The organism is Brevibacillus sp. 1238 (assembly GCF_029892995.1).
Taxonomy (GTDB): Bacteria; Bacillota; Bacilli; order Brevibacillales; family Brevibacillaceae; genus Brevibacillus; species Brevibacillus parabrevis.
Map to the genome: position 1 here is coordinate 21510 of NZ_JARXWC010000004.1, position 22587 is coordinate 44096.

Sequence of the window (22587 nt, forward strand, 5' to 3'; positions counted from 1 at the left end):
CTAGTACGCCTCCTTACCTGCCGGAAGATTGCAGTTCCAACAGGACGCTTTTAATAATTTCCGCGATCTCATCCCTGCTGATGGCAGGCGCAGCCGCAGCAGCCACCGCCACTGGCATCGCCGCTTCTGTTTGCGCAAGCTGCATGTCCCGCAAGCCGAACGCTACCCGCTTGATGTTGAACAAATGCTGCGGACCGATGTTGTCAGACGTTACGTTGTTTCCTAGCGAACCGCAACCGAGCGTCAGGGAAGGCGCGATGCCTGTAGTGGCTCCGATGCCGCCAAAGGTCGTCCCACTGTTGACCACGATGCGCGACGCTGGCTTGTCGACGACGAACGATTCGATGACGTGCTGATCGTGACAATGAATGCCGAGCGTATGCCCCAGCCCGCCAAAAGCAAGCAGCTTGCTGCAAAGCGTGCTCGCCTCCCGGGTGTCTGCCACGGTGTACAGCGCAAGAATCGGGGCGAGCTTTTCCACGGAAAACGGATAGTCCAGCCCGACGCCTGTTTCTTCCGCGACCAGCAGTGTCGCGTCTTCCGGGACGAGTATGCCTGCCAGCTCAGCCAGCGCCTGCGGCGACTTGCCTACAATCGCCGGATTGAGGCTTTTCCCCGCCAAAATGACCGCCGCGACCCGCCGCGTCTCATGGTCATCCAAAAAGTACGCCCCTTGCCGCTTCAACTCCGCCACGACTTTGCGCTTGATGGATTGATCGACGACGAGAGACTGCTCCGATGCGCAAATCGTTCCGTAGTCAAACGTTTTGCTCTGGACCACTTGCCTGATCGCCGTCGGGATGTCCGCGCTGGCATGCACATAGACGGGCACATTCCCCGGCCCGACTCCATAGGCGGGCTTTCCGGAGCTGTAGGCAGCCTTCACCATCGCTGTCCCGCCTGTCGCCAAAATCAGGTCGGTCAAGGAGTGGTGCATCAGCTCCCGGGAGGCGGCCAAAGTCGGCTGCGTGAGGCAAGAGATCAGTCCGGCGGGCGCACCTGCGCGCTCTGCTGCCGCCTGGACGACTCTCGCCGCTTCTTTCGTACACTTTGCTGCCTGCGGATGCGGGCTGAACACAATCGCATTTCCTGCCTTCACACTGATCAACGCTTTGAAAATGACCGTCGAGGTAGGATTGGTTGAAGGAACGATTCCGGCGATCACGCCTACCGCCTGGGCAACCTCCCACACACGGTTTTGCTCATCGCGATTAATAATCCCGACCGTCTTCATGTTTTGGATCGATTGATGGACGTCCTGGGCGGCAAACAAATTTTTCGCCGTCTTGTCCGCCGCCTTGCCGTATCCCGTTTCTTCTACCGCCATTGCTGCCAGGCGTCCTGCCTCTTGTCTCGCTGCTTCCGCCATGCTCTGGACGATTTGGTCGATCTGGGCCTGGCTCATCCCGGCAAGCCGCTTTTGCGCTTCCTTGGCGGTTTGCAAACACTGTCGCACTTCCTGCACGGATTGCAAATCTGCATCTAGCATCACGATAACGCCACCTCATTTCAGCCGATTGCGATTCATCTGATTGTTTCGTACAGCAACAAACCGTTGCGACTACGACTCCAGCTTTGGCAAAATCAGTTCAATATCCGAGTGCGGCCGCGGAATGACGTGTACCGAAACCAGCTCGCCCACTTTTTCCGCCGCCGCTGCTCCCGCATCCGTAGACGCCTTGACTGCCCCGACGTCTCCGCGAACCATTACCGTAACCAAACCGCCCCCGACATGCACCTTGCCTACGAGCTTCACATTCGCCGCCTTGACCATCGCATCAGCAGCTTCTACCGCTCCGATCAGTCCTTTTGTCTCTACCATTCCCAATGCATCACCCATGACTATTCCTCCTTACTGGTTGGTGTAGCTGTTTTTGCCGCATCGTTTTTTTGCTTGTCAGTCGCCTGTTTTCCCGCTGGCTTTGGCAGGTCTTTGGCCTTTTGCTTTTCCAGCTGTTGCAAGACCATCTGCATCACACTGCGGTCTGGCCGGGGGATGACGCGGGAGTGGCGAAGCTGGCCCACTCTTCTTGCCTCCGCTTCGCCTACCGCCACCGCAGCCGTAACAGAAGCGACATCCCCGACGATATAGATGGTGACAATCCCCGCATCCGCACCCTGATAGGTCACGCAGCGGACGTCTGCGGCTTTCGCAGCCGCATCGGTCGCCGCAACAAGGGCGGGAAAACCCACGGTTTCAATCATTCCCAGGGCGTAGCCGTTTTCTAGCATCTGGATCGCACTCTCCCTCGCAATCGAGTCAAAACTGTCTGAATAAGGCTGTTCTTTTTGAAAATACACGCAAACGCAAATGCAATCAAGTTAATATTCTGTATTTGCATTTTTTTAATTGATTTTAGTTGCGACTATGTCCAAAAAATAGAGAGCACTCCGTGTATGCCCCTGCTTCAATCTGCCACGATCCAGTTGACCCCTTTTGCGTCCAACTCGTGCAACCACTCGTGTGGAGCCGCAACATTGCTGATGACCGTATCGATTTGCTTCAAATCCGCGACCTTGTAAAAGGTGCTTACCCCGATTTTGGAATGATCGGTGAGCACGATGTTTTCCTTGGCGTTCTCGATGATCCGCTTGGCAATCATCGCTTTTTCGCAGTCATAGCTGGAGATTCCGTGCTGGGCCAGTATGCCGTCAATCGAGATAAACGCTTTGTCGACGAAAAAGCCTTGCATCATGTTTTCAGCCAGCGTGCCTGCCGTTCGGAAATGCTTCGGCTGTACCCTGCCGCCGATGAAGTAGATTTCCCCGCTGAACATCTCCTTGTTGTGGTACTCCATCATCAAGTTAAGGGCGGGAACGGAAATCGTGATCAGCTTCAAATTTTTGCGATTGACCAGAAAATGCAGCATGTGCAGCGTCGTCGTTCCGTCGTCTATGACAATGATATCGTTGTCCTGCACGAGGCTTGCCGCCGCTCGGCCGATGCGCCTTTTCTCGTCTGCATGCGATACTTCGCGCATCAGGTGAGACGGCTCCTCGCGGTCGTAGTTGATTTTGATCGCTCCGCCGTACACGCGCTTGAGCTGATTTTCATTTTCCAGCTCTTCGAGATACCTTCTGATCGTTTCCGACGATACTTGCAACTTCTCCACCAGCTCGTTGGTCCGCACTTTGCCGGCGTAGTTCAGCATGTTCAGGATCGTGTCCTTGCGCTCTTCCCCTATGAGAGACATGACCTGCTCCTACCAGAACATGTTTCGTTCAATCGCCTGTACCAGATGCTTCATGTCGTGCGGGTAGACCTCCCCGATATTGCCGATCCGAAACGTATCTGCTACCGAAATTTTGCCCGGATAAATCACGTAGCCTTCCTGTTTCAGTCGCTCGTAAAAAGCGGCAAACGTAAACTGCGGGCTGTCCGGGAAGTAGAACGAAGTGATGATCGGTGACTGTAGCTCGCGGCGCAGCAGCGTGCGGAAGCCAAGCGCTTCCATGCCTTCTACAAGTGTCCGCTGATTTTCCCGATAGCGGACTTGCCGCTTTTCCACGCCGCCTTCTTCCTCCAGCTCCAACAGAGCCTGATAAAAGGCGCGCACCACATGCGTCGGCGAAGTGTAGCGCCATTTGCCGTTGTGCTTTTCCATCGTCTCCCACTGATCGTACAAGTCGAGCGAGAGCGAACGCGCCTGCCCCTTGCACTTTTTCAGCTCCTCGGTTTTCGCCAGAATAAAGCCGAAACCGGGCACTCCCTGGATGCACTTGTTCGCGCTGCTGATCAAAAAGTCGATTTGCAAATCAGCTACGTCCATCGCGACTCCGCCAAAGCTGCTCATCGCATCGACGATGAAGACCTTTCCGTACTCCTTCGCGACCTTGCCGACCTCGGCAATCGGGTTCAACATGCCAGTCGTCGTCTCGCAATGCACCACGGCTACGTGCGTGACGTCTGTATCCTGCTCCAGCAGTTCCCGCAGCTTGTGCGGCTGGGCTTCATCCACTTCCCCGAAGTCGATGACGACTGTGTTGACCTTGAGCACCTGGGCCATTTGCGCCAAACGGTTGCCATAGGCACCGTTCGTCAGCACGACGAGTTTGCCGTCTGCCGGAACGGCGGAGCCTACGACCGATTCCACGGAAAAGCTGCCGCTGCCCTGCATCAGCACCGCTGTATAGTCGTCGTGGTTGTTGCCGGACAAGCGCACCAGCTTTTTGCGAATGTCCTGCACCAGATCGTTGTATTCGTTGTCCCATGTGCACCAGTCGCGCAGCATGGCAGCTTTTACGCTCTTGGACGTGGACAGCGGTCCGGGAGTCAAGAGCAGATACGGATTATCTGGCAATTGTGTGAGTTTCATCGCTTATCTCTCCTTTTGCGCGAGGCGCAAGTTGATTTTCGGAATCAGCTTATCGAGTTCGCCAATGCTGTCGATGACGTAGTCGGCACCGACAGACTTGAAGCGCTTGGCTACCGCCTCCATTTTGTCAGCCAGTTCGTCCGGGTCGCACTGATTCACCTGCTGCTCGGTCATCCCCAGCTCGCTGCTGCCCTTGATCACGCCGACAGCCCATGCTCCCGCTGCCACTGCCTCTTTTATATCGCTGGTCGTATCGCCGACTTTGATGATGTGCTTCATCGGGTGAACGTCCAGATTGATCGCATTTTGATAGCACATCCACGGCAACGGACGTCCGGCAGGCATCTCGCTCGGCGTCACCATGGAGTCGGGCCAGTAGCCTTTCTTCTTTGCCTCTGGGGCCACGACCGCCATCATTTCGGCTGTGTAGCCCGTCGTCGAACCGATTTTGATTCCTGCCGCCCGCAGCCGCGCCACCAGCTCCAGCACACCGGGGATCGGGGTCGTGTAATTTTTCAGGATGGAAAACAGCATCGGCTCGAAGTCGGCGTACAGCATGTCGACATCTTTTTTCTCCGGCAGTCTGCCATACTTGGCTCTCCACAGCTCCGCGACCCGGTCCATTTTCAGCATCGTGTCGATATGGTCCCATTTGAGCATCCCCATCGGCTCACGAGCTTCTGCATGCGTAACCTCGATCCCCCGCTTCTTGAATACTTCCAGGAAAACGTCCAGCGGCGCGAAGCATCCGTAGTCGACGGTCGTTCCGGCCCAGTCAAAGATTACTGCTTGAATCATGTCTCTTCTCCCACCTTTTTATCTTTTTTGCCAAGCCCCCGTTTTCTCCCTCAGCTTCTTCGTTCCGATCTCGTAAATGATCCGCACCAGCACGTTGGTCAGTACGATCAAGACAGACATGGCGGCAGCGGGAGCAACATCGCCCGCGTCATCCATGTTGACAATCGAGACGGAGGCCAACTTGAAATCGGCTGAGTAAAGAAAGACGACGGCAGAAATCGTAACCATGGAGTTGATGAAGTAGTAGACGGCGTTTTCCAAGATAGCAGGCAGGGACATGGGAACCGTCACCCGCCAGAAGGTGACGTAGAACGGAACACCCATCGACTCGGAGGCAAGCTCAAATTCCTTGTCCAGTTTTTTCAGCGCCGTCGTCGCGGAAATAAACGGCACCGCGTAAAAGTGAATCACGTTCGCCAAAATCAGGATGACGATGGAACCGTACATCCAGTTAAGCGGATTGTCGGGATGGTTGAAGAAAAAGATGTAGGCAAGACCGATGACCAGCCCGGGCAAAGCAAGCGGCAAGATGGACAGGAAGTAGCCGACCTGCCGCATTCCTTTCATGAAGCGCGTCTTTTCGATCAGGTACGCATTGATGAAGGTGACGACCGTCCCTGCCACCGCGCTGTAAAAGGCAACGAGCACACTGTTCCAGAACGGCTGCATCCCTTCCCCGGCTACCTTGGAAAAGTCGTAGTGCGTGACCGTCATCGTCAGGTCGTACGGCCAAACCTTGACGAGCGAGGCAAAAATCACCGTGATGAGCATCAGAAAAATCGTCGCGGTAATCAGCGAGCAATAGACGAAAAAAGCGTTGTCGCGTCCGCGCTGCGGCACGATTTTGTACGGCGTGGACTTCGCATTTACGGATGAGTTTTGCTTCCGCTCCACGATCCGGTCCACGATGAAGGCGAGAATCGCCGGAAGAATCAAAATAATTCCGACCGTAGCCCCCATGGTCGTATTTTGTTGACCGATCACTTGCTTGTAGATGTCTGTCGCCAAAACGTTGAATTGTCCGCCGACCACTTTTGGCGCCCCGAAATCGGTAAAGCTGAGCGTAAAGCAGACGAAAATCGCGCTGACCAGACCGTATTTCACGTTGGGGAGCGTCACGGTCAAAAACTTGCGCAGCTTGCTTGCCCCCATCGTCTCCGCCGCTTCGTACAGGTTGTAGTCGGCAAAAGCAAGCGACACCGCGAGGATCAAATACGCCTGCGGGAAGGTGTAGAACAACTCGGACAAAATGATCCCGAGCGGCCCGTACAGCTCCACCTCAAATCCGGGAAAGACTCCGAAAAACCCGGTCGTAATGATTCCCTGATTCCCGAACAAATACGTCAGGGCAATCCCGTGCATCATCGTCGGCGCAAACAGCGGCAGCAATGCCACATAGCGGAAAAATACTTTCCCTCTCATATTCGTCCGCGTCAGGGCAAAGGCGTACAAAAAGGCGAGCGTAACAGACAGGATCGTGGTGACGCCGGAAACGTACATCGTATTGACAAAAGACTGCACCAAGGCCGGAGTCTCAAAATATTTGATAAAGTTGGCCAGACCGATGTACTCGCCTGTTTCATTGATGAACGCTTTGCTGAACAAATCGCCAAGCGGCATCAACACGGTGATGAACAGCACGAGGACGATGCATGCAATCAACAGCCGCTGCAACCACTCATCCCGGCCCATTTTTTGTCTGACGGTTCGCGTGCTCATGTCAATCACTCCCCGTCTTCTTCGCCACCGCCGCCTGGTCAAACGAGATCAGATTTTCCAGCGGCAGCTCAAACGCTACCTGCTTGTCGCGCCTAAGTCCAAGGCGATGCGTCTGGGATACGGGCAAATCAATCGTCACCAGCTGCGGATGCAGTCCCTTTTGCTGATTGATCAACTGCATCGTCACACGGTAAAAGGAACCGCGAAACTCCATGTCGGAGACGACCGCTCTCAGGCTGTAGTCGGCTGGCGGCTCCATCAGGTTAATGTTTTCCGGCCGAATCGCAAACAGCCGATCTTGCCCGAGCGCACTGCCGCTGACGACGGATTCCTCCAAAAAATTGATCGCGCCCACAAAATCCGCCACAAACGGGCTGTTCGGCTTCTCGTATATTTCCTGCGGTGTGCCTACCTGAACGATCTCCGCGTTGTTCATCACTACAATCCGGTCAGCCATCGTCAGCGCCTCGTCCTGATCGTGCGTCACCATGATGGTCGTGATCCCGATCTTTTCATGCAGGCTTCTCAGCTCGCGGCGCAGCTTCAGCCGCACCTTCGCATCGAGAGCGGACAACGGCTCATCCAGAAGCAAAAAGTCGGGGGACAAGGCAATCGCGCGAGCCAGGGCGACACGCTGCTGTTGTCCGCCAGAGAGCTGGGACGGGTATTTGTCGCGGATGTGCTCCAGATCGATCAGCGCCAAAACTTCTCGAACCTTCGCATCCACCTCTTTTTTAGACATTTTTTTCGCCTGGAGGCCATATGCGATGTTCTGTCCCGCCGTCAAATTCGGAAACAGGGCGTACGATTGGAACATCATCCCGAAGTTGCGCTTTGCCGGCGGCAACGTGGTAATGTCCCGATCATTGACGAGAATTTTTCCGCCCGTTGGCTGTTCCAATCCCGCCAGTATGCGCAGCAAAGTCGTTTTCCCGCAGCCGCTTGGGCCGAGCAAGCAAATAAATTCGTTCTTTTGGATGTCAATATCGATCGATGTGAGAGCTACAAACTTGCCAAACGTCTTTCGGATGCCTTGGATGCTCAAATATGGCTTTGTCATACGCTCCTCCTTTCGCCTGTTGTCGGAAATGGGCTGTTGCATGTACGCCTTCATCAGCTTTTCGGCTCGCTCTTGGTGCTGTATCGTTTGTTCCATTCTTCCAAAATCGCCGGACGCGCTTTTGCCGTCTCGTTCAGGTCGTTGTGGATCAGTTGGGATAGCGGATCTTTCGTGTAGCCCTCCGGCAGTGTCGTGCTTGCGTTGTTGACCGTGATGATCGCGAAGTTTTTGTTGTACTCTTTCATCGCCTCATCGGAGATCGCCCAATCCAAAAACAGCTTCGCTTCCGGTTTGATCTCGGCTTTTTTCACGAGTGCATTGGCTTCTACGTCCCAGCCTGCCCCCTCTGGCGGAAAGACGATTTCCAGCGGTGCGCCCTTCTTCTTCTCGGTAATCCCCCGGTAGCCAAACGAGATGCCGATCGGATACTCTCCCGCCGCTGCCATCTTCGCAGGCTTGGAGCCGGAGTGCGTGTACAGCGCGATGTTGTCGTGCAGCTTATCCATATAGCCCCACGCTTCTTTGTCTCCGTACAGCTCGATCCAGGCGGCAACCGTGAAAAATCCGGTTCCTGACGACGCAGGGTTTGGCATGACGATCAGCCCTTTGTATTCAGGCTTGGTCAAATCAGCGTATGATTTCGGGATGGGCAGATTGCGCTTCTCCAGCTCTTTTGTGTTGACGACAAAAGCGGTTTCAAATGCATCGATGCCTACCCAATGGGCGGGGTCTTTGGAATCTTTGAACTCCGGCGAAATGCGCTCGATTCCTTTTGGCGTATAACCTTCCAGCACGCCTTGAAACTCTGCGCCCAAAAGCTCTGTCGCCGCGGTTCCCCAGACGACGTCGGCTTTCGGATTGTCTTTTTCCGCAATCAGCTTGGCGACGATGACACCAGTAGAGTCTCTGACGATGTTCAACTTGATTTCAGGGTGTGCGCGATTGAAGGCTTCCACATACGCTTTCAGCTGGTCATCCTCCAGAGCGGTATAGACAGTCAGCTCGGACGAACCTGACTTTGCCCCTGTCGAACCTCCGGATTGTCCACATCCTGCCAGCAAAGCAGCCGCTAGAATCCCCACTACCATAGAGCCAATCCACTTTTTCATCCTGAATCCTCCCCTTTGTTTCTGATCCATGCTCCCCTTCCAAGCTGCCTGACGGTAAAGACAAGACTAATTCCATGTGTGATTAGTTTGTTTTCCCGTTTTTTAGTTGTTTTTGTTTTTATTATATATGTAATGTTCTTAAAATTTCAAATATTTTTTGAAAAAGAAAAATCGAGCCAAAAAGCCCGATTTTGCGCGATTCTTTTATATGCATCCTTGCCTGCTCTGCTTGTCTACAAGGAAACTAGCGTCCTTTTTCGTTGCTCAAAGGTTGCGATATGTTGGTATCCTGACTGTTTCAGTGTATTTCTTGCCTGTTCCAGATAGCTGCCCAGGTGGTCGGGAAAGTGCGAATCGGACGAAGTCGTAATCGGCACGTCATGCTCTCGCAAAATGCGCAAAAAGCTTTCGCTTGGGCACATTTCCTTTACCGGATAGCGATAGTACAGCCCTGTGTTGATCTCCGTTGCGACATCGTGCTGTTTCAAAAGCCCGGCGATCCGCCTGTAGAGCGGAACAAGCTCGGCTTCTGGCGGCCGATGACCGAACACTTTCAAGTTGTCCAAATGCGCCACGATGTCAAAAAGTCCGCTGGCTACCGCCTGCCCGACCACCGCAAACGTCTCCTCGTACAAATCAAGCAAAGACATCGCAAGGAAGCGCTCCTGCGTCTGCGGGTTGTCGAAGCCCCAGCCGCTGGCAAAATGAATCGAGCCAATCACATGATCCCACGGATAGTTGGCAACGAGCGGAGCGAGCACCTCTTCTCCCCCGGAAAAATAGTCGGCCTCGATGCCAAGGCGCAGAGCGATCCCGTCCTCCGCCCAGACTGGTTGCTGGGAGAGAATAAACGAGACAAACTCGTCGATCGAGGTAGTGCACACCTGATCGAGCCACTCGCGCTGCAATCGGCCCAGCTCGTCATCTGCGAGATGCATGTGCTGTTCGAAGTACGGCTTGAACTCTCGAAAACGATACAGGTGATCGACCACGCCGACTTCCTGCAAGCCGAGCTGCTTGGCCCGCACGCGATACAAATCCAGCCACTCGCGGGAAAACTCGCCTTGCGCGACTCTTTTGCCCATTCTCGCTGCCATTTCCTCCATCCAGGCAAGCGAATGTCTGGGAGAGTCCGGCTGCTGAAAAAATAGCAACGCTTCTGCTGTGCGGGTGAGCCACCTCAAAGAATACGGCCCTTCTTCCAGATGGACGTGATAATCGACTTTCATTTGGCTTCCTCCCCGGGAACTTTGCGTCTCGAACTGCTCCAAGCTTGCCACGCAAGCTGCTGCTGGCGCTTTGGTGAAAGTTCCGACTTTGTTGTTTTTGTTTGTTTTTATTTTGAAAAGTAGTTTTTTTGTGCTTTTTCATTGATTTTCTTTATTATAAAATCTGCCCCGCTGCCATACAATTGTTTTCGCGTAAAATGCTGGGCAAACAAAAAACCGGAAAGCTCCCATGGCGTTCCGGTTGCGTTGCTACGTTTTCGGGTCATCCCACATCTCCTGCGTCATGGCGACAAACGCCTGAATCGCTGCTTCCTGATTGCGTTCCTTCAAATAGATCAAAGACGTGCGCAGTTTTTTGGCAAAACGGTGGAGAACGACCAGCTTGCCAGCCGCAATTTCTTCTTCGACAATCGCCTCGCCCAATACACAGCACCCGGTCTGGCTCAGAGCGGCTTGCTTGATCCCTGCTTCGCTGCCGAACTCGATAATCGTAGTCGGCTTGAAGTCGATTTCGGCATACAGATTGCCGCCGATCTTTTCGACCATCCCGTCTTTGAGGAACGGAACGGTGTGGAGCAGCGTTTGCTTATCGCGCCCTGCAAGCAGTTCAGGCGCTGCCAGCAGCACAAAATCTTCCTCTCCGATCGGGACGACTTCCAGATCGGGGTTGAGGCAGTCGCCCGCTATAATTCCCACATCCGCCTGATGGGCACAAACCAGCTTCGTCGTCTCCACACTGTTGCAGGAGATCATTTGCAAGCGAACTTGCGGGTAGTCTTTCAAGTAGCGCCCAATAATGCCGGGCATGTAACGCGTACAGTAAAACTCCGGGCTGGAGACGACCAGCGGGCCATACGGGATATCCAGCTTCCGCAAGTCGTCATCCAGCTCCCCCATGACGGCGAGCAGACGATCCGCATGATGCTTCAGCAGCTTTCCCGCGGGCGTGAGGTAGTTTTGCCTGCCCACCCGTGTGAACAACGGTCGGCCGATCTCTTTTTCCAGTGCCTTGATTTGCAGCGTGATTCCTGGTTGACTGTACCCGAGCTGCTCAGCCGCTTTCGTCAGATTCAACTGCTCGGCTGCCACCTGGAACGTTCGGAGGTGACGCAATTCCATCTGTCCAACACACTTTCTTGAAAAAGATTTCCCTCATCGTACCACAGCGCCGCTCTCCTGTCTTTTGGAACGAATCGACCAGTCAGCACTCAGCAGGTGATTCGGTAAGGAAGCTGCGGGTGCGACTGAAAATGTCTTGGCTGACCTGGATCGCTTGCCGCCTCCACCGAGATCGGATGAATGGAAGCTCCCCTGTCTGTCGGGAACCATGGACGGCTTTCTTTGACAAGCACGAGAACCCCATCCTGGTCGCCGTAGAAACGAAAAGTGGTTGATTCCGGCTCGAATGCATTCGGAATGGGTATTGATTGTAAAAAAGCTGTGTACGTCGGAACATCAGGTACAGGCATCCCGATTTCCTGGATCGACAGCCAGCTAGTTTTCGCTTCGCTCGGAAAAGCCAGCATTTCCAGGATGTTGCCCTCAGGGTCCAAAAAGTAGAGCTGTTTGCCTTTCCATGTGTAGGACTGCATGATCTCTTGCCCGTCTTTGCCGCGCAAAACAAGCCCGCGCTGCTGGATCACTTTGGCTAAAGCGTCAAAGGCCGTCTCGGCAATCCCGCAGGCAAAGTGGTAAAACGGCTTTTCCGCTACCTGTTCAAAAACGAGCAGAGCGTCGCCCACCCGTACAGAAAAGGAGTGCTCCGAACGCTCGGAAAGCGGCATTTGCAAGACGCTTGTATAAAAGGCCAGCATCTCTTCCAGCATGGTTGTCGTTAGCGTGACTTTTTGCCATTTCACTGTCAGCTCACTTCCTTTCCCTTCCATATTAGCATGCCGGATAAAAGCCACGGCAAGCATTAGAAAACTTGGCTGCACTTGTACTGAATAAGCATCTTATACATTCTTATCTGTATAAAAAAGCAAGCTATCCAAACGAGAATAGCTTGCCTTGCCGCATATGTGCTTTGTCGCCTCAGGCGAATCGCTTCACCAAGTTCAGGAACAGGTCGATGGCCGTCCCGATTTCTTCTTCATCAATGTCGAACTCGGGATGATGATGGGGAAAAGCGCTCTTTGCGCCGCCCATTCCGACCAGCAAATACGCACTCGGCTTGCTCAGCGCGTAAAACGCAAAATCTTCCGCCCCCATAACTGGCTCTACTTTCGTCGCCACTTCGTCTCCATACACTTCGCGAATCACTTTTTCCGCAAACAAACCGAGATTTTTATCATTGATGAGCGGCGGTGTTCCCAAAATGTAGTCGACTTCTCCCGCTCCCCCGAACGTCAGGCACATTCCTTCTACCAGCTTTTTCATTTCCCGGAAAATGTACTGCCTCGTCTCTTCGGAAAACGTGCGAATCGTGCCTGTGATCACCGCTTCATTCGGGATGATGTTGTAGTTCGATCCAGCGGTCACTTGTCCGACTGAAATGACAGCAGGTTCTACCGGATTGATTTTCCGGCTGACAATCGATTGCAGACCAATCAACAAATGCCCTGCGATATACGTCGGATCGACTGTTTCGTGCGGGGATGAGCCGTGCCCGCCTTGCCCCTTGATCGTGATGCGAAAATCATCGGAGGAAGCGAGCATCGCGCCATGCGAATAACCGAGCTTCCCTTTTGGCAGAGCTGACATCAAATGCAGGCCAAATACGGCATCCGCCGACTCGATCGCGCCTTGCTCAACCAAGGCCTTTGCCCCGCTCGGAGACATCTCCTCTGACGATTGGAACAAGAAAAGAATATTCGCCTTGACCGCGTCCCGGTTTTCCGCCATCCACTTTGCTACAGCAAGCAAAATAGCCGTGTGTCCGTCATGTCCGCAAACGTGCGCCACTCCAGGCACTGTCGACAAATACGGCTTGTCTCCTTCCTCGTCAATCGGCAATGCGTCAATATCGGCACGCAGAGCAATCGTCTTGTGCCCATCTGTCCCTTTCAAATAGCCGACCAGATTCGGCGGCTGAAAATCGAGAATCTCGATGCCCAGTTCTTCCAACACGCCCCGGATATAGGCGCAAGTCTGATACTCTTCCCCAGACAGCTCAGGATAAGCATGCAAATGGCGTCTGTGAGCGACAGCCCACTCGGTAAGATTTGTTTCCACAATTGTCCGCATATGTTTCACTCCTCCTTAAAATGGTCCATAGCCAATCGCGTGCGCCAATATGACGGCGACGACTGCAATGCCGTATTGCATGAGCAAAAGCGGGAACAGCCATCTGATCCAGCTCAAGTAAGAAATGCCCGCCATCCCGACTCCCGCTACTGCAATGCCAGGAATCACGATATTGGAAATGCCGTCTCCGAACTGGAAAGCCAGCACAGCGGTCTGACGAGTGATGCCTACCAACTCGGACAACGGAGTCATGATCGGCATGGTGAGAGCAGCCATTCCGCTTCCCGAGGGGATAATAAAGCTCAAAACTGTTTGGAAACCCAGCATACCAACAGCTGTCAAGGAAGGCGGCAGGTCCTGGATGACCGCTGCCGAATAGTACAGGATCGTGTCCATGATCTGCCCGTCGTTCAGCACGACGACAATCGCTCTCGCCACGCCGATAATCATCGCCCCCGCGAGCAAGGACGATGCACCTTTCATGAAAGCGTCCACCATTTCATTGGCGCTCAGACGGCCAATCAATCCGACGATGACCCCGAGCAGGATGAACAAGCCGGCAATTTCCGTGATGTACCAGCCAAACTCGATCACGCCTACGGCAATCGTGACGAGATTGAGCAAAAAGCAAGCCAGGATCAGCTTGTGGCGCTGCTCAAAAACCACATTTCCGCCAAACATGTCGCGGACACTCTCACGGTTGTAGAAACCGTAAATGCCAAGCTCGGGATTCTTTTTCACTTTCATCGCGTGGCGGTAGACAAAAATAACTGCCACCACATACATGACCACAAACACTCCGATGCGAAAGCCGATCCCCGAAAAAGGCGGCAGCTCGGCAATTCCTTGCGCGATCCCGATCGTAAACGGATTCATGATAGCGGAAGTAAAACCTACCGAAGCCCCCACCAGCACAATGGCAGCACCTGTCATCGCATCGAATCCGAGCGCCACACAGAGCGGAACCAAAATGGCGATGTACGGCAGCGTCTCTTCAAACATCCCGATCAACGAGCCACCTGCGGCAAAAAACAGCATCATCGATGGGATCAGCCATTTTTCCTTGTTGCCAAGCTTTTTCGTCAAGGAATAAATGAACGCCTCCATCGCCCCTGTCGCACTGAGAATGCCGTACGAACCGCCGATAATCAGCACGAAAAACATGATGCTGGCGGAATCAACCATTCCGGTATGAATGCTGTTCAAAAAGCCCATGAAGCCAATCGGCGATGATGCGGTGTACTGAAAAGAATCCGCCTGAACGACGCTGCGTCCATTCACGTCGATTCGGGCATATTCGCCTGCGGGGATCAAATAGGTAAAAAGAACACAGACAGCCAAAATTCCTAGCAACAGCACGAATACATTGATTTCCGTCAATCGGCTTAACGCTTTTTGCTTCAAGACAACTCGCCCCCTTGTCCTCTCTTTGTCTCTTGCCATGGTGTATTCGTTTTCATAGTAGCACCATTTGAAATAATGAAAAAATTACAAAGTCATATGTATGGCATTTCAAATCATTATGGAAGGAGACGGGGCGAGAGTGAATGAAGTGCTTGGGTGGCGCTTTGCAGATTGCTTCATCGGTACTTTTGAAGCGGGTTTCAAGGAAAGTGTCAAAGGCAAGTACATAAAAGCTGGCTTGGGTAGCGCTTTGCAGTTTACGTCATCGATACTTTAGATGTGGCGAGGAAAGAGACGAATCGCTGTAGCTTCTTGGGATACCCCCTGTGGGCCTAGACTGCACGGCTCCGGGGGAAAAGCGAAACCGCGTCAAAAGCAGCGGACTCAGAGAAGCGGACTCACGTTGACGCTTAAAACCATGTTTCGCTTTTTCCTCGGAACCTCGGTCGGTATCCCAAAGAGCTTTCGCGCATTTCGTCTCTTTCCTCGTCAGGGGCTGGTTGTGGTCAGCGCGAGTTTCAAAGAAAAATACCAATACCAAAAAGCTGGCTTGGGCTGGCGCTTTGTAGTTTTGCGTCAACGGTACTTTAGGCGTGGCGAGGAAAGAGACGAATCGCTGTAGCTTCTTGGGATACCTCCTGTGGGTCTAGACGGCACGGCTCCGGGGAAAAAGCGAAACCGCGTCAAAAGCAGTAGTTCACAGAAGCAGACGCACGTTGACGCTTAAAACCGTGTTTCACTTTTTCCTCGGAGCCTCGGTCGGTATCCCAAAGAGCTTTCGCGGATTTCGTCTCTTTCCTCGTCAGGAGCTGGCGGTGGTCGGCGTGAGTTTCAAAGAAAATGCCAAGTGCGGAAAAGCCTACTTGGGTAGCGCTTTGCAGTTTGCTTCATCGGCACTTTTCCTGTGGCGAGGCAAGGGGCTGATAGTAATGATCGAGAGTTTCAAAAAGCACAGAAACATGACTAAGAGTCTTCTTGAAAACGGTTGCTTCATGCAACCCGTTCATGGAAAAACTTGTTTAATTTCTGCTCTGGATTTTTCGTCCCTGATCAACCACACAAAAGCAATGTCCGACCAAAGCTTACCGTTGGCCGAGGAAACAGGAGAAACAAGCGAAAGGGCTTTGGGACTCCTTCCGAGGCGCAGGCGAAAAAGGAAAACACGCCTTTAAGCGGCAACGTGCGTCCGCTTCTTCGATCTCGCTGCTTTTGACGCGGTTTTCCTTTTTCGCCGGAGACGGGCAGTCTAACTCCCCGCTAGAGTCCCACGTCCCTGCAGCGGTTTCTCCTGTTTCCTCCCTCCACCACAGCCGCGATCAACAGGCCAAACCTGTTACATCTCCTTATCTAACAAAAAAACCTCCTTGGCACACAACACAAGAAGGTCTCATCATGGCGAAAATTCACAGGAAACGGGACGAGAAAGGAGAGTACGGTGTTCGCGGTTGTCCAGCCGTATAGAACGAGTAATCGAGCAGGCGAATAGCCGTCTGGCGATTGGTTCAGTCTCTCATAGTTTTTGTAGGTATGCTCTGTCATACATTTCTATGAGCAGCATGCACTGCTCACAGGGGTCCTTGTCTCGCACAAGGATAAGCGTTTGTCCGCGATTTCCTGTGGCTGAGCTGTACTCAGCTTACAAAACATAGCCCCAAGCTTTCTACGTTTTCTAAGCTAAGCACATGAACCATGCGCCTAGTCTTCCAAATCAATGTACTTCTCGGCTTGCGGAAACTCCAGAAAAATTTTGTGGCACTCGTCTTCGATCAGCTGGGACAGACGCTTGACCTTTCGTTCGAGCTGCAACCCGTTCTCGCGCGCTTTTTCGATATCGTACATGGCGCGGGTAATGGTTTGCTCGCCGCCGTTGTAAAACCTGCCTGTGTTCAGCTCTTCTTTTTTCATCGAGCCGTATCTTTTGAGCGAAGCCGCTTCCTTGCGCATATGCTTGGCGGTTTGCATCGCGGTAAACAAGCTGATCTCCTGCTTGTTCCACAAAATATGATGCGCGAGGTTGGCCCCGTGAATCAGCTCGTCAATCTGGCGAAAGTCTTCGCGGGCTTCCTCCAGTTCTTCCGTGATCAGCGTAAACGACCGGGACGGCTCCTCGGCTTTGTCGCCTTTTATATAGACACAGAAAGCGTTATTTTCACGTTCCTGATCCAACTCCGTAACTTTGTGGGCAATATCTGAACGCAACGGAACGAGGGCAGCAAGAGACAATTTTGCCATTCACAACCTTCCTTTCTCACGGGAAAATCTGTACAAGTGTAAAGACGGCCCAAGATATGGAAAGTTACGCTATCCAGCAAAATTTTCTGATGCTGCGAGCAGGCGCACAGCATTTTGTTGCACGCCATGCGCTCCGCTCAAACGCTTTTCGACTGATTGAATTTCTTTTGATAGTAGCGCGAAAAACCGATGATACAGGGAACGAGCACGATTGTCGGCATGAACCAGACAAGCGGGTGAACCGAGCTAAGCCCCAACAGACGCGGTGCGCCAAATACGGTAAAAGCCGTAATCGTCGCAATACAGCAGCCGAGCATCCCGCCCAAGTGCTCGAACCACCAGTGAAGCTTGCGCCCCGGCGCGCGCAGCCAGTACCAAAGCTGCGAAGCACCGAGGAAAATCCCGATGAACGGAAACCAGGTCAAGAGAGTAAAACCGATGGACGCTCCATACAGGCTCATAGCGCCTCCCGAAAGCAGCAGCAGGGCAGGAAACAGCAAGTCGATCGCGTGACGGTGCGCAGCCTTGCGATTTTTGTAGCGAAGCACGCGAATCCCGTACCAGGCCGTTGCTGAGCTCAGTATGGCGATAAAAATGAGGAACCAGGCAAAAGTAACCGACTCTCCTGTTTTTTGCGGATCAAAGCCAATTCGCCAAATGCCCATGACCAAAGCCGAGATCGCTACCGCTCCCATCGCCCAGACATACACCCAGCCCGAGCGCACATGTGCCTTTCCGCCTTTTTTGGTGACGACAGGAATCCAGAACACAAGCAAAGCGGTAAACCCGGCGATGATATGGAGCACTTTGAAGATCGAAAAAATGAGCATGGCACAACTCCCCCCTGCTAGTTTTTTGTCAGCGTTTGATGCATGATTTGATGCACTTCATCGACGGACAATCCTTTGGCTTCCGGTGCGATTTGCGTCTTCATTCTGATACCGTACGTGATCATCGTAAAAAGAATGGCGATCTTCTCGGCATCGAGGCTTTCCGGGATCACTCCGGCTTTTTGCCCCACCTCGATCCATTCCTTTGAGGTTTGTATGCTCTCCGCATGCAGTCGGGAAAGCATGTCGCCAATGACTGGATCTTCCCGTTTGCTCAGCAAGTAAATCAGGATCAGGTTCGTCACATCGCGCGGGTCGTGGACATGACTCAAGCTCTGCGAAATAGTCCCCAACGCTTCCGCCAATTCCCCTCCCCCTTCCCTCACAGTCTGGTAAAACCGCTGGCTGATCGCAGCAAATCGCCTCTGTAGCAGCAAGCCCAAAAGCTCATCCTTGCTTTTTACGTAATGGTAAATAGCTCCTTTGGACAATCCCGAACGCTTCATGATGTCTTGCAACGTCGTTTGCTGGCATCCTTTTTCCAGAATCAATTCCTCCGTGGCTGTAAGCAGCAATTGAAAGCTCGGATTTTGATGGATCGATGACATAGTCTCCTCCTGTGAACATGAATGATGGAAGTCCATTTCCTTTCTTTTACTATACAAACCGTCGGTCGGTTTGTCAACTGAATCAAGAAAAGCGGACTCCTGTCGTCCGCCTGGCCTTTCGCTATTCGCCGATTTGTTTATAGTAAATCACCGTGTCGTGCAGTTCTCCGTCCGCCGATTTTGCATACTGGGGAATGCGCCCGGCTTCCTTGTAGCCCATCGCCTGATACAACTGGTTCGACGGATCGCCCGCCCGCGTATCCAATACGAGCAGGCTGCGGTTCTCCGCCATCGCCCGCGCCTCTGCGAGCAGCATCAGCGTGCGGCCAATTCCTTGGCGCTGTGCCGAAGGATGCACCATCAGCTTGACGATCTCGGCCCGGTGCAGTCCGTTCGGCCGATCCGACAACTGAAGCTGGATCGTTCCGACGATGCCCGTTTCCTTTTCTGCTACCCAGACAACAGCCTGTTCGCGCGGGACCAAAGTCCAATACTTGTACGCTTCTTCCTCCGTCAAAGGCGGCAAAAACCCGATGGAAGCCCCGTCCGCCACGACGTCCACCAACAACCGGGCCAATTCGCGCAGCTCCGCTTCCGAAGGCTGGATCACTTCTCGATACGACAATCCTGGCGTCATGCTTTGAACCCTCCGTTTCATGAGGTATCTTGCAGGTTCCTCTCCACTCCATCATAGCGGACGAACGGAGAAAAGTCAGTGAACAAATCACATTTTATGTAAGAAAATCTAACACGCATTAAAACTGTTATTCACTACGGACGATACCCGTACATGCTAAAGATAAACAGCAGACACATATACACAACAGCTGCCGGGATGAGGGAAAGCGCAACGAGCAGCTTTTTCTTCGTTCCCGAAACGGCCATGAACCAAAGGAAGTAGTTGTACACCAGCAGCAGCAAGAAAGGAACAAAGAAAAAGCCCGTCATGAACCCGACCCATTCCGAATTGGTGTCCCAAAACTGTTTCGGAACCGGCAGCGCATGATACTCCTGGTAAATCTCTTCTTTTCGCGCAATAAATACATATGACAAAACCGCGTAATAGACGATCACAGCGAGCTTGCTCCAGCCATTCATTCTTTTCGTCGCCCACGTCAGCATAAAAATGATGCCCAAGATGAACCATAAGCCCATATATTCCATGTTGATCCCTCCTAGAAGGGATTATATTTTTTCGTTGTCTATGAAATAAGTACCAACTTTTTTTGGTACCTCCCCACGCTTCGTCAGCAAGAGTCGACAAAATTTGGAATCCTTCCTATAATAGACTTGTCTAAAAAAATGCTGTCTTTTCGTAGGAGATGGTCATGATTACATACGCGATTTCGTTTGTACTGTCGTTCGCTATCGTCATGGTGCTGATTCCACCGCTGGCCAAACTGGCATTTCGCCTTGATTTTGTGGACAAGCCCCGGAAAGACGTCGAGCGCAAGATTCACCGCGAGCCGATTCCGCTCACGGCCAGCTATGCCATCTTTGTCGGATTCGCCGCATCTTTTCTGTTGTTTTCCAAAGAGTCGCCGGAACAGACTGTCGCCGTATTGATCGGCTCGCTGCTCCTTCTTACCATCGGCACCATCGACGATTGGTACAAAACCCAGGGCAAAGATTTCTCAGCCCTGCCCAAACTGATCGTCCAACTGTCGGCCGCTGTGATTGTGTACATGTCGGGGATCACCTTCTCCGGGTTCTACAATCCGCTTAGCGGCGAGTACATTTTGTTGCCGGAATGGCTTCAATTCGTTCTCACGATCCTCTGGATATTCGGAGTAACTACTGTCATCAACTTTTCGGACGGAATGGACGGCCTCGCAGGAGGACTTTCCGCCATTTCTGCCGGCACCCTGTTTGTTGTGGCTCTCGTCAAAGGCCAGAACACTTCCGCAATCATGGCGATCAGCCTGGTCGGAGTCGCTCTCGCCTACCTTCGCTACAACAAGCCGCCCGCGAAAATTTTCATGGGGGATGCAGGAGCGACTTTTCTCGGGTTCATCCTCGCCGTGATCGCGCTGGATGGAGCGTTCAAGCAGGCAACCGTCCTGTCCTTGTTCATCCCGATTTTGGCGCTGGGCGTCCCGATCTTCGACAACTTGTTTGTCGTGATGAAACGCTTCATGCAAGGCAAGCCGATCTACCAGGCTGATGCGAGCCAGGTTCACTACCGCCTGTTGCGTACGGGACTCAATCCGAAGCAGGTCGTGGCTTTCCTTTGCCTGATCAGCGTCTGTTTCTCGCTCACCTCGATCATCTTGCTGTTGCTTGGAGTCTAACGCAAGCGCATAAAAAATGCCGCTCCGGTCGCTATCAATCGTGACCGTGCGGCTTTTTTATTGGCAAAAATGGTTTCAGGACAACGGACGTCTTGCCGTCAGCATCGTCTGGCAAGTCTGAAAGCCTGTCCGTTCATACAAGGCAATCGCCGGCTTGTTGTGCGTTCCGGTCAGCAAATACGGCTGCAATCCTTTTTCCAGCGTCCGGTTTACAAAAAATGCGGCGAGCTGCTTGCCGTAGCCTTTTCCTTGATGCAGCGGATCGACAAACACATCGTAAGCCTCGCCGTGCGAGGTGACGATCAGCGAACCGACGAACGCTCCCGCTTCGTCATAAAACATGTGAATATCGTCTTTCATCTCCGTCAGCAGCCACTTTTTCCACGACTCCATCGTTTGCTCGGAGCAATCTGTCAATCGGTACGGCTTCAGGTCGATGCCTTTGCGCACTTCGTAGTAGGCATCACTCTGGGACTGGATGTAGCGCTCCAGATCACCCTCGGCAAAAGGCTTGATCGCAAGCGTCGGCTCAGCGAGCATGCCGCCGCTGTATTGCATCAGATGCTGGCCCCACAAAGGTACAAAGCCTCTCCCGGCAAAAAATGCTTCCGCTTCCCCTTCGTCGACACGATAAGTAGCGGCTACAGCCGTCATCCTTTTCTCCTGCTGTTCCAACTGCCGAAAAAGCTGGTCGAACAGACTGGAACCGATCCCTTGGTTTCGCCACTCAGGGCGCGTATAGACATAAATTTCAGCCGTTCCTTCTTCACCAAAGGAAGTGACATCATACATGCCGCAGGCAACAATCTCCCCTTGCTGTTCGTACAGGAACACGGTAGCGGACTTCAAAATCGCGGCAATCTCCAGCGCGCGCCACTGCACCCCGCGTTGCAGCATCGCCACAACCGCTTTCATGTCGCCATCGTGCATGTCTCGAATCATGTTCTCTTCTCCCTCTATTGCGCACAGTCTGCTTGTTAGTGATTCGGTGCCCCCGTCGTTTCGGTTGCTTGCTCCAGCTGTTTTTTATGCTGCAAGCATGCCTGGCACCTTCTGCTTTTCCGGCCGAAAGCCGTGTAGTATTTCTGCTTTTTGCAGGAGCGGCACGTCATGTACAGCGGGCTGGACAAATTATAGTTCTCTTCGGGCGTGTTTTGCGACAGGTGAACCGTCTTGTTGTACTTGATCAACAGGTGAGCAGTATGTATCGCATCAACCAGCGCGGAATGCAGTCTTCCTTCCTGGACAATTCCGGCACAATCGATCGCATCCTTGAGACTCATCTGCTTGCGGTCGGCGAGCAGCATGCTGATCGCGGGCTGAATATCGTTGTAATTGCGCATCCAGCTGAAATCCAGCCCAAAGCGGGCGCAATGCTCGATCATCAGCCGCTTGTCATCCTGGCCCCACGAGCACAGGTAGTAGTCCGAATCGGTTCCAATCCACTCCAAAAAGGAATGGAAGCCTTTGCGAAACGGAATAAACGTCGGCATATTTTCCTTGTCCAAACCGACGAACTTGCGGGTGCGCTCCGAAATTCTGCGCTCGATGGCCGGAAACGTATAGCTCTGGAAGGTGTCTACCTCCACGCCGTTTGGTCCGGGAACAATTTTTGCCGCTCCGATCTCGATGATTTCCGGAATCTTGTCTTTTTGATGAGTCAGTGTCGTTTCCAGGTCATATACAATGATTTGCAAGCGTGATCACATCCTGAATGTATTGCTTCTATTATGAACGCTTATGGGTATGGATTGCAAAAACATCGGCAAAAGATTTGCTTTTTTTATGGAGGAACGGTCTCGAAG

Annotated in this window: 24 protein-coding genes; 3 read left to right on the top strand and 21 right to left on the bottom strand. The window is 52.9% G+C overall.

Annotation, left to right across the window (positions count from 1 at the left end; translation table 11 throughout):
* Positions 1 to 13: 13 nt before the first annotated feature.
* The 14 genes from M2298_RS10960 to M2298_RS11025 form a co-directional block, all read right to left on the bottom strand.
* On the bottom strand, positions 14 to 1492 hold the full coding sequence (locus M2298_RS10960; RefSeq protein WP_280648510.1) for an acetaldehyde dehydrogenase (acetylating): 1479 nt from the start codon (positions 1490 to 1492) through the stop codon (positions 14 to 16).
* 69 nt (positions 1493 to 1561) lie between these two features.
* Positions 1562 to 1840, bottom strand: coding sequence for a BMC domain-containing protein (locus M2298_RS10965; protein WP_122964701.1), 279 nt, complete (start codon positions 1838 to 1840; stop codon positions 1562 to 1564).
* Between the two features lie 2 nt (positions 1841 to 1842).
* Positions 1843 to 2232, bottom strand: a complete 390-nt coding sequence (locus M2298_RS10970; protein ID WP_122964700.1) for a BMC domain-containing protein — start codon at positions 2230 to 2232, stop codon at positions 1843 to 1845.
* A 176-nt stretch (positions 2233 to 2408) separates the two neighbouring features.
* Entirely contained in the window at positions 2409 to 3194 is a 786-nt protein-coding gene (locus tag M2298_RS10975) for a DeoR/GlpR family DNA-binding transcription regulator (protein WP_122964699.1), read from the bottom strand.
* A gap of 9 nt (positions 3195 to 3203) precedes the next feature.
* Entirely contained in the window at positions 3204 to 4316 is a 1113-nt protein-coding gene (phnW, locus tag M2298_RS10980; RefSeq protein WP_173599215.1) for a 2-aminoethylphosphonate--pyruvate transaminase, read from the bottom strand.
* A gap of 3 nt (positions 4317 to 4319) precedes the next feature.
* Entirely contained in the window at positions 4320 to 5114 is a 795-nt protein-coding gene (phnX, locus tag M2298_RS10985; RefSeq protein ID WP_122964697.1) for a phosphonoacetaldehyde hydrolase, read from the bottom strand.
* A gap of 18 nt (positions 5115 to 5132) precedes the next feature.
* Complete coding sequence (locus M2298_RS10990) at positions 5133 to 6833, bottom strand: putative 2-aminoethylphosphonate ABC transporter permease subunit (protein WP_280648511.1); 1701 nt, start codon at positions 6831 to 6833, stop codon at positions 5133 to 5135.
* Between the two features lies 1 nt (position 6834).
* The gene (locus M2298_RS10995) at positions 6835 to 7893 is read right to left on the bottom strand and encodes a putative 2-aminoethylphosphonate ABC transporter ATP-binding protein (protein WP_122964695.1); all 1059 of its coding nucleotides are present in this window, start codon (positions 7891 to 7893) and stop codon (positions 6835 to 6837) included.
* A gap of 53 nt (positions 7894 to 7946) precedes the next feature.
* The gene (locus M2298_RS11000; RefSeq protein ID WP_280648512.1) at positions 7947 to 9002 is read right to left on the bottom strand and encodes a putative 2-aminoethylphosphonate ABC transporter substrate-binding protein; all 1056 of its coding nucleotides are present in this window, start codon (positions 9000 to 9002) and stop codon (positions 7947 to 7949) included.
* A gap of 233 nt (positions 9003 to 9235) precedes the next feature.
* Positions 9236 to 10231, bottom strand: coding sequence for a histidinol phosphate phosphatase domain-containing protein (locus M2298_RS11005; RefSeq protein WP_122964693.1), 996 nt, complete (start codon positions 10229 to 10231; stop codon positions 9236 to 9238).
* 249 nt (positions 10232 to 10480) lie between these two features.
* Positions 10481 to 11350, bottom strand: coding sequence for a LysR family transcriptional regulator (locus M2298_RS11010; RefSeq protein WP_122964692.1), 870 nt, complete (start codon positions 11348 to 11350; stop codon positions 10481 to 10483).
* Positions 11351 to 11439: 89 nt separating this feature from the next.
* Entirely contained in the window at positions 11440 to 12090 is a 651-nt protein-coding gene (locus M2298_RS11015; protein ID WP_122964756.1) for a VOC family protein, read from the bottom strand.
* Positions 12091 to 12265: 175 nt separating this feature from the next.
* Positions 12266 to 13417: a M20 metallopeptidase family protein gene (locus M2298_RS11020; RefSeq protein ID WP_122964691.1), complete on the bottom strand. Its 1152-nt coding sequence runs from the start codon at positions 13415 to 13417 to the stop codon at positions 12266 to 12268.
* A 15-nt stretch (positions 13418 to 13432) separates the two neighbouring features.
* The gene (locus tag M2298_RS11025; RefSeq protein WP_173597599.1) at positions 13433 to 14860 is read right to left on the bottom strand and encodes a YfcC family protein; all 1428 of its coding nucleotides are present in this window, start codon (positions 14858 to 14860) and stop codon (positions 13433 to 13435) included.
* Positions 14861 to 14960: 100 nt separating this feature from the next.
* Here M2298_RS11025 and M2298_RS11030 point away from each other — a divergent pair, with 100 nt between their 5' ends.
* A complete protein-coding gene (locus tag M2298_RS11030; RefSeq protein WP_167470307.1) occupies positions 14961 to 15098 on the top strand; it encodes a hypothetical protein in 138 nt (45 codons plus the stop codon).
* A gap of 439 nt (positions 15099 to 15537) precedes the next feature.
* Entirely contained in the window at positions 15538 to 15993 is a 456-nt protein-coding gene (locus M2298_RS11035) for a hypothetical protein (RefSeq protein ID WP_280648514.1), read from the top strand.
* Between the two features lie 523 nt (positions 15994 to 16516).
* Here M2298_RS11035 and M2298_RS11040 read toward each other — a convergent pair.
* The 5 genes from M2298_RS11040 to M2298_RS11060 all read right to left on the bottom strand — a co-directional run bounded on the left by M2298_RS11040 (position 16517) and on the right by M2298_RS11060 (position 19655).
* Positions 16517 to 17053: a hypothetical protein gene (locus M2298_RS11040; RefSeq protein ID WP_063230010.1), complete on the bottom strand. Its 537-nt coding sequence runs from the start codon at positions 17051 to 17053 to the stop codon at positions 16517 to 16519.
* 137 nt (positions 17054 to 17190) lie between these two features.
* Positions 17191 to 17883 carry a DUF2306 domain-containing protein gene (locus tag M2298_RS11045; protein ID WP_280648515.1) on the bottom strand — a complete coding sequence of 231 codons (693 nt, stop codon included), beginning with the start codon at positions 17881 to 17883 and terminating at the stop codon, positions 17191 to 17193.
* A gap of 17 nt (positions 17884 to 17900) precedes the next feature.
* Complete coding sequence (locus tag M2298_RS11050) at positions 17901 to 18491, bottom strand: TetR/AcrR family transcriptional regulator (RefSeq protein WP_122964689.1); 591 nt, start codon at positions 18489 to 18491, stop codon at positions 17901 to 17903.
* Between the two features lie 121 nt (positions 18492 to 18612).
* On the bottom strand, positions 18613 to 19128 hold the full coding sequence (locus tag M2298_RS11055) for a GNAT family N-acetyltransferase (RefSeq protein WP_280648516.1): 516 nt from the start codon (positions 19126 to 19128) through the stop codon (positions 18613 to 18615).
* A gap of 134 nt (positions 19129 to 19262) precedes the next feature.
* Complete coding sequence (locus M2298_RS11060) at positions 19263 to 19655, bottom strand: hypothetical protein (RefSeq protein ID WP_122964687.1); 393 nt, start codon at positions 19653 to 19655, stop codon at positions 19263 to 19265.
* A 158-nt stretch (positions 19656 to 19813) separates the two neighbouring features.
* On the opposite strand from M2298_RS11060, the gene M2298_RS11065 reads away from it, so the two are divergent.
* A complete protein-coding gene (locus tag M2298_RS11065; protein ID WP_122964686.1) occupies positions 19814 to 20782 on the top strand; it encodes an MraY family glycosyltransferase in 969 nt (322 codons plus the stop codon).
* Positions 20783 to 20857: 75 nt separating this feature from the next.
* Here M2298_RS11065 and M2298_RS11070 read toward each other — a convergent pair whose 3' ends face one another.
* Both M2298_RS11070 and M2298_RS11075 read right to left on the bottom strand, forming a co-directional pair.
* Entirely contained in the window at positions 20858 to 21724 is an 867-nt protein-coding gene (locus M2298_RS11070) for a GNAT family N-acetyltransferase (RefSeq protein ID WP_280648517.1), read from the bottom strand.
* A 35-nt stretch (positions 21725 to 21759) separates the two neighbouring features.
* Positions 21760 to 22479, bottom strand: coding sequence for a 3'-5' exonuclease (locus M2298_RS11075; protein ID WP_122964684.1), 720 nt, complete (start codon positions 22477 to 22479; stop codon positions 21760 to 21762).
* Positions 22480 to 22587 lie beyond the last annotated feature (108 nt).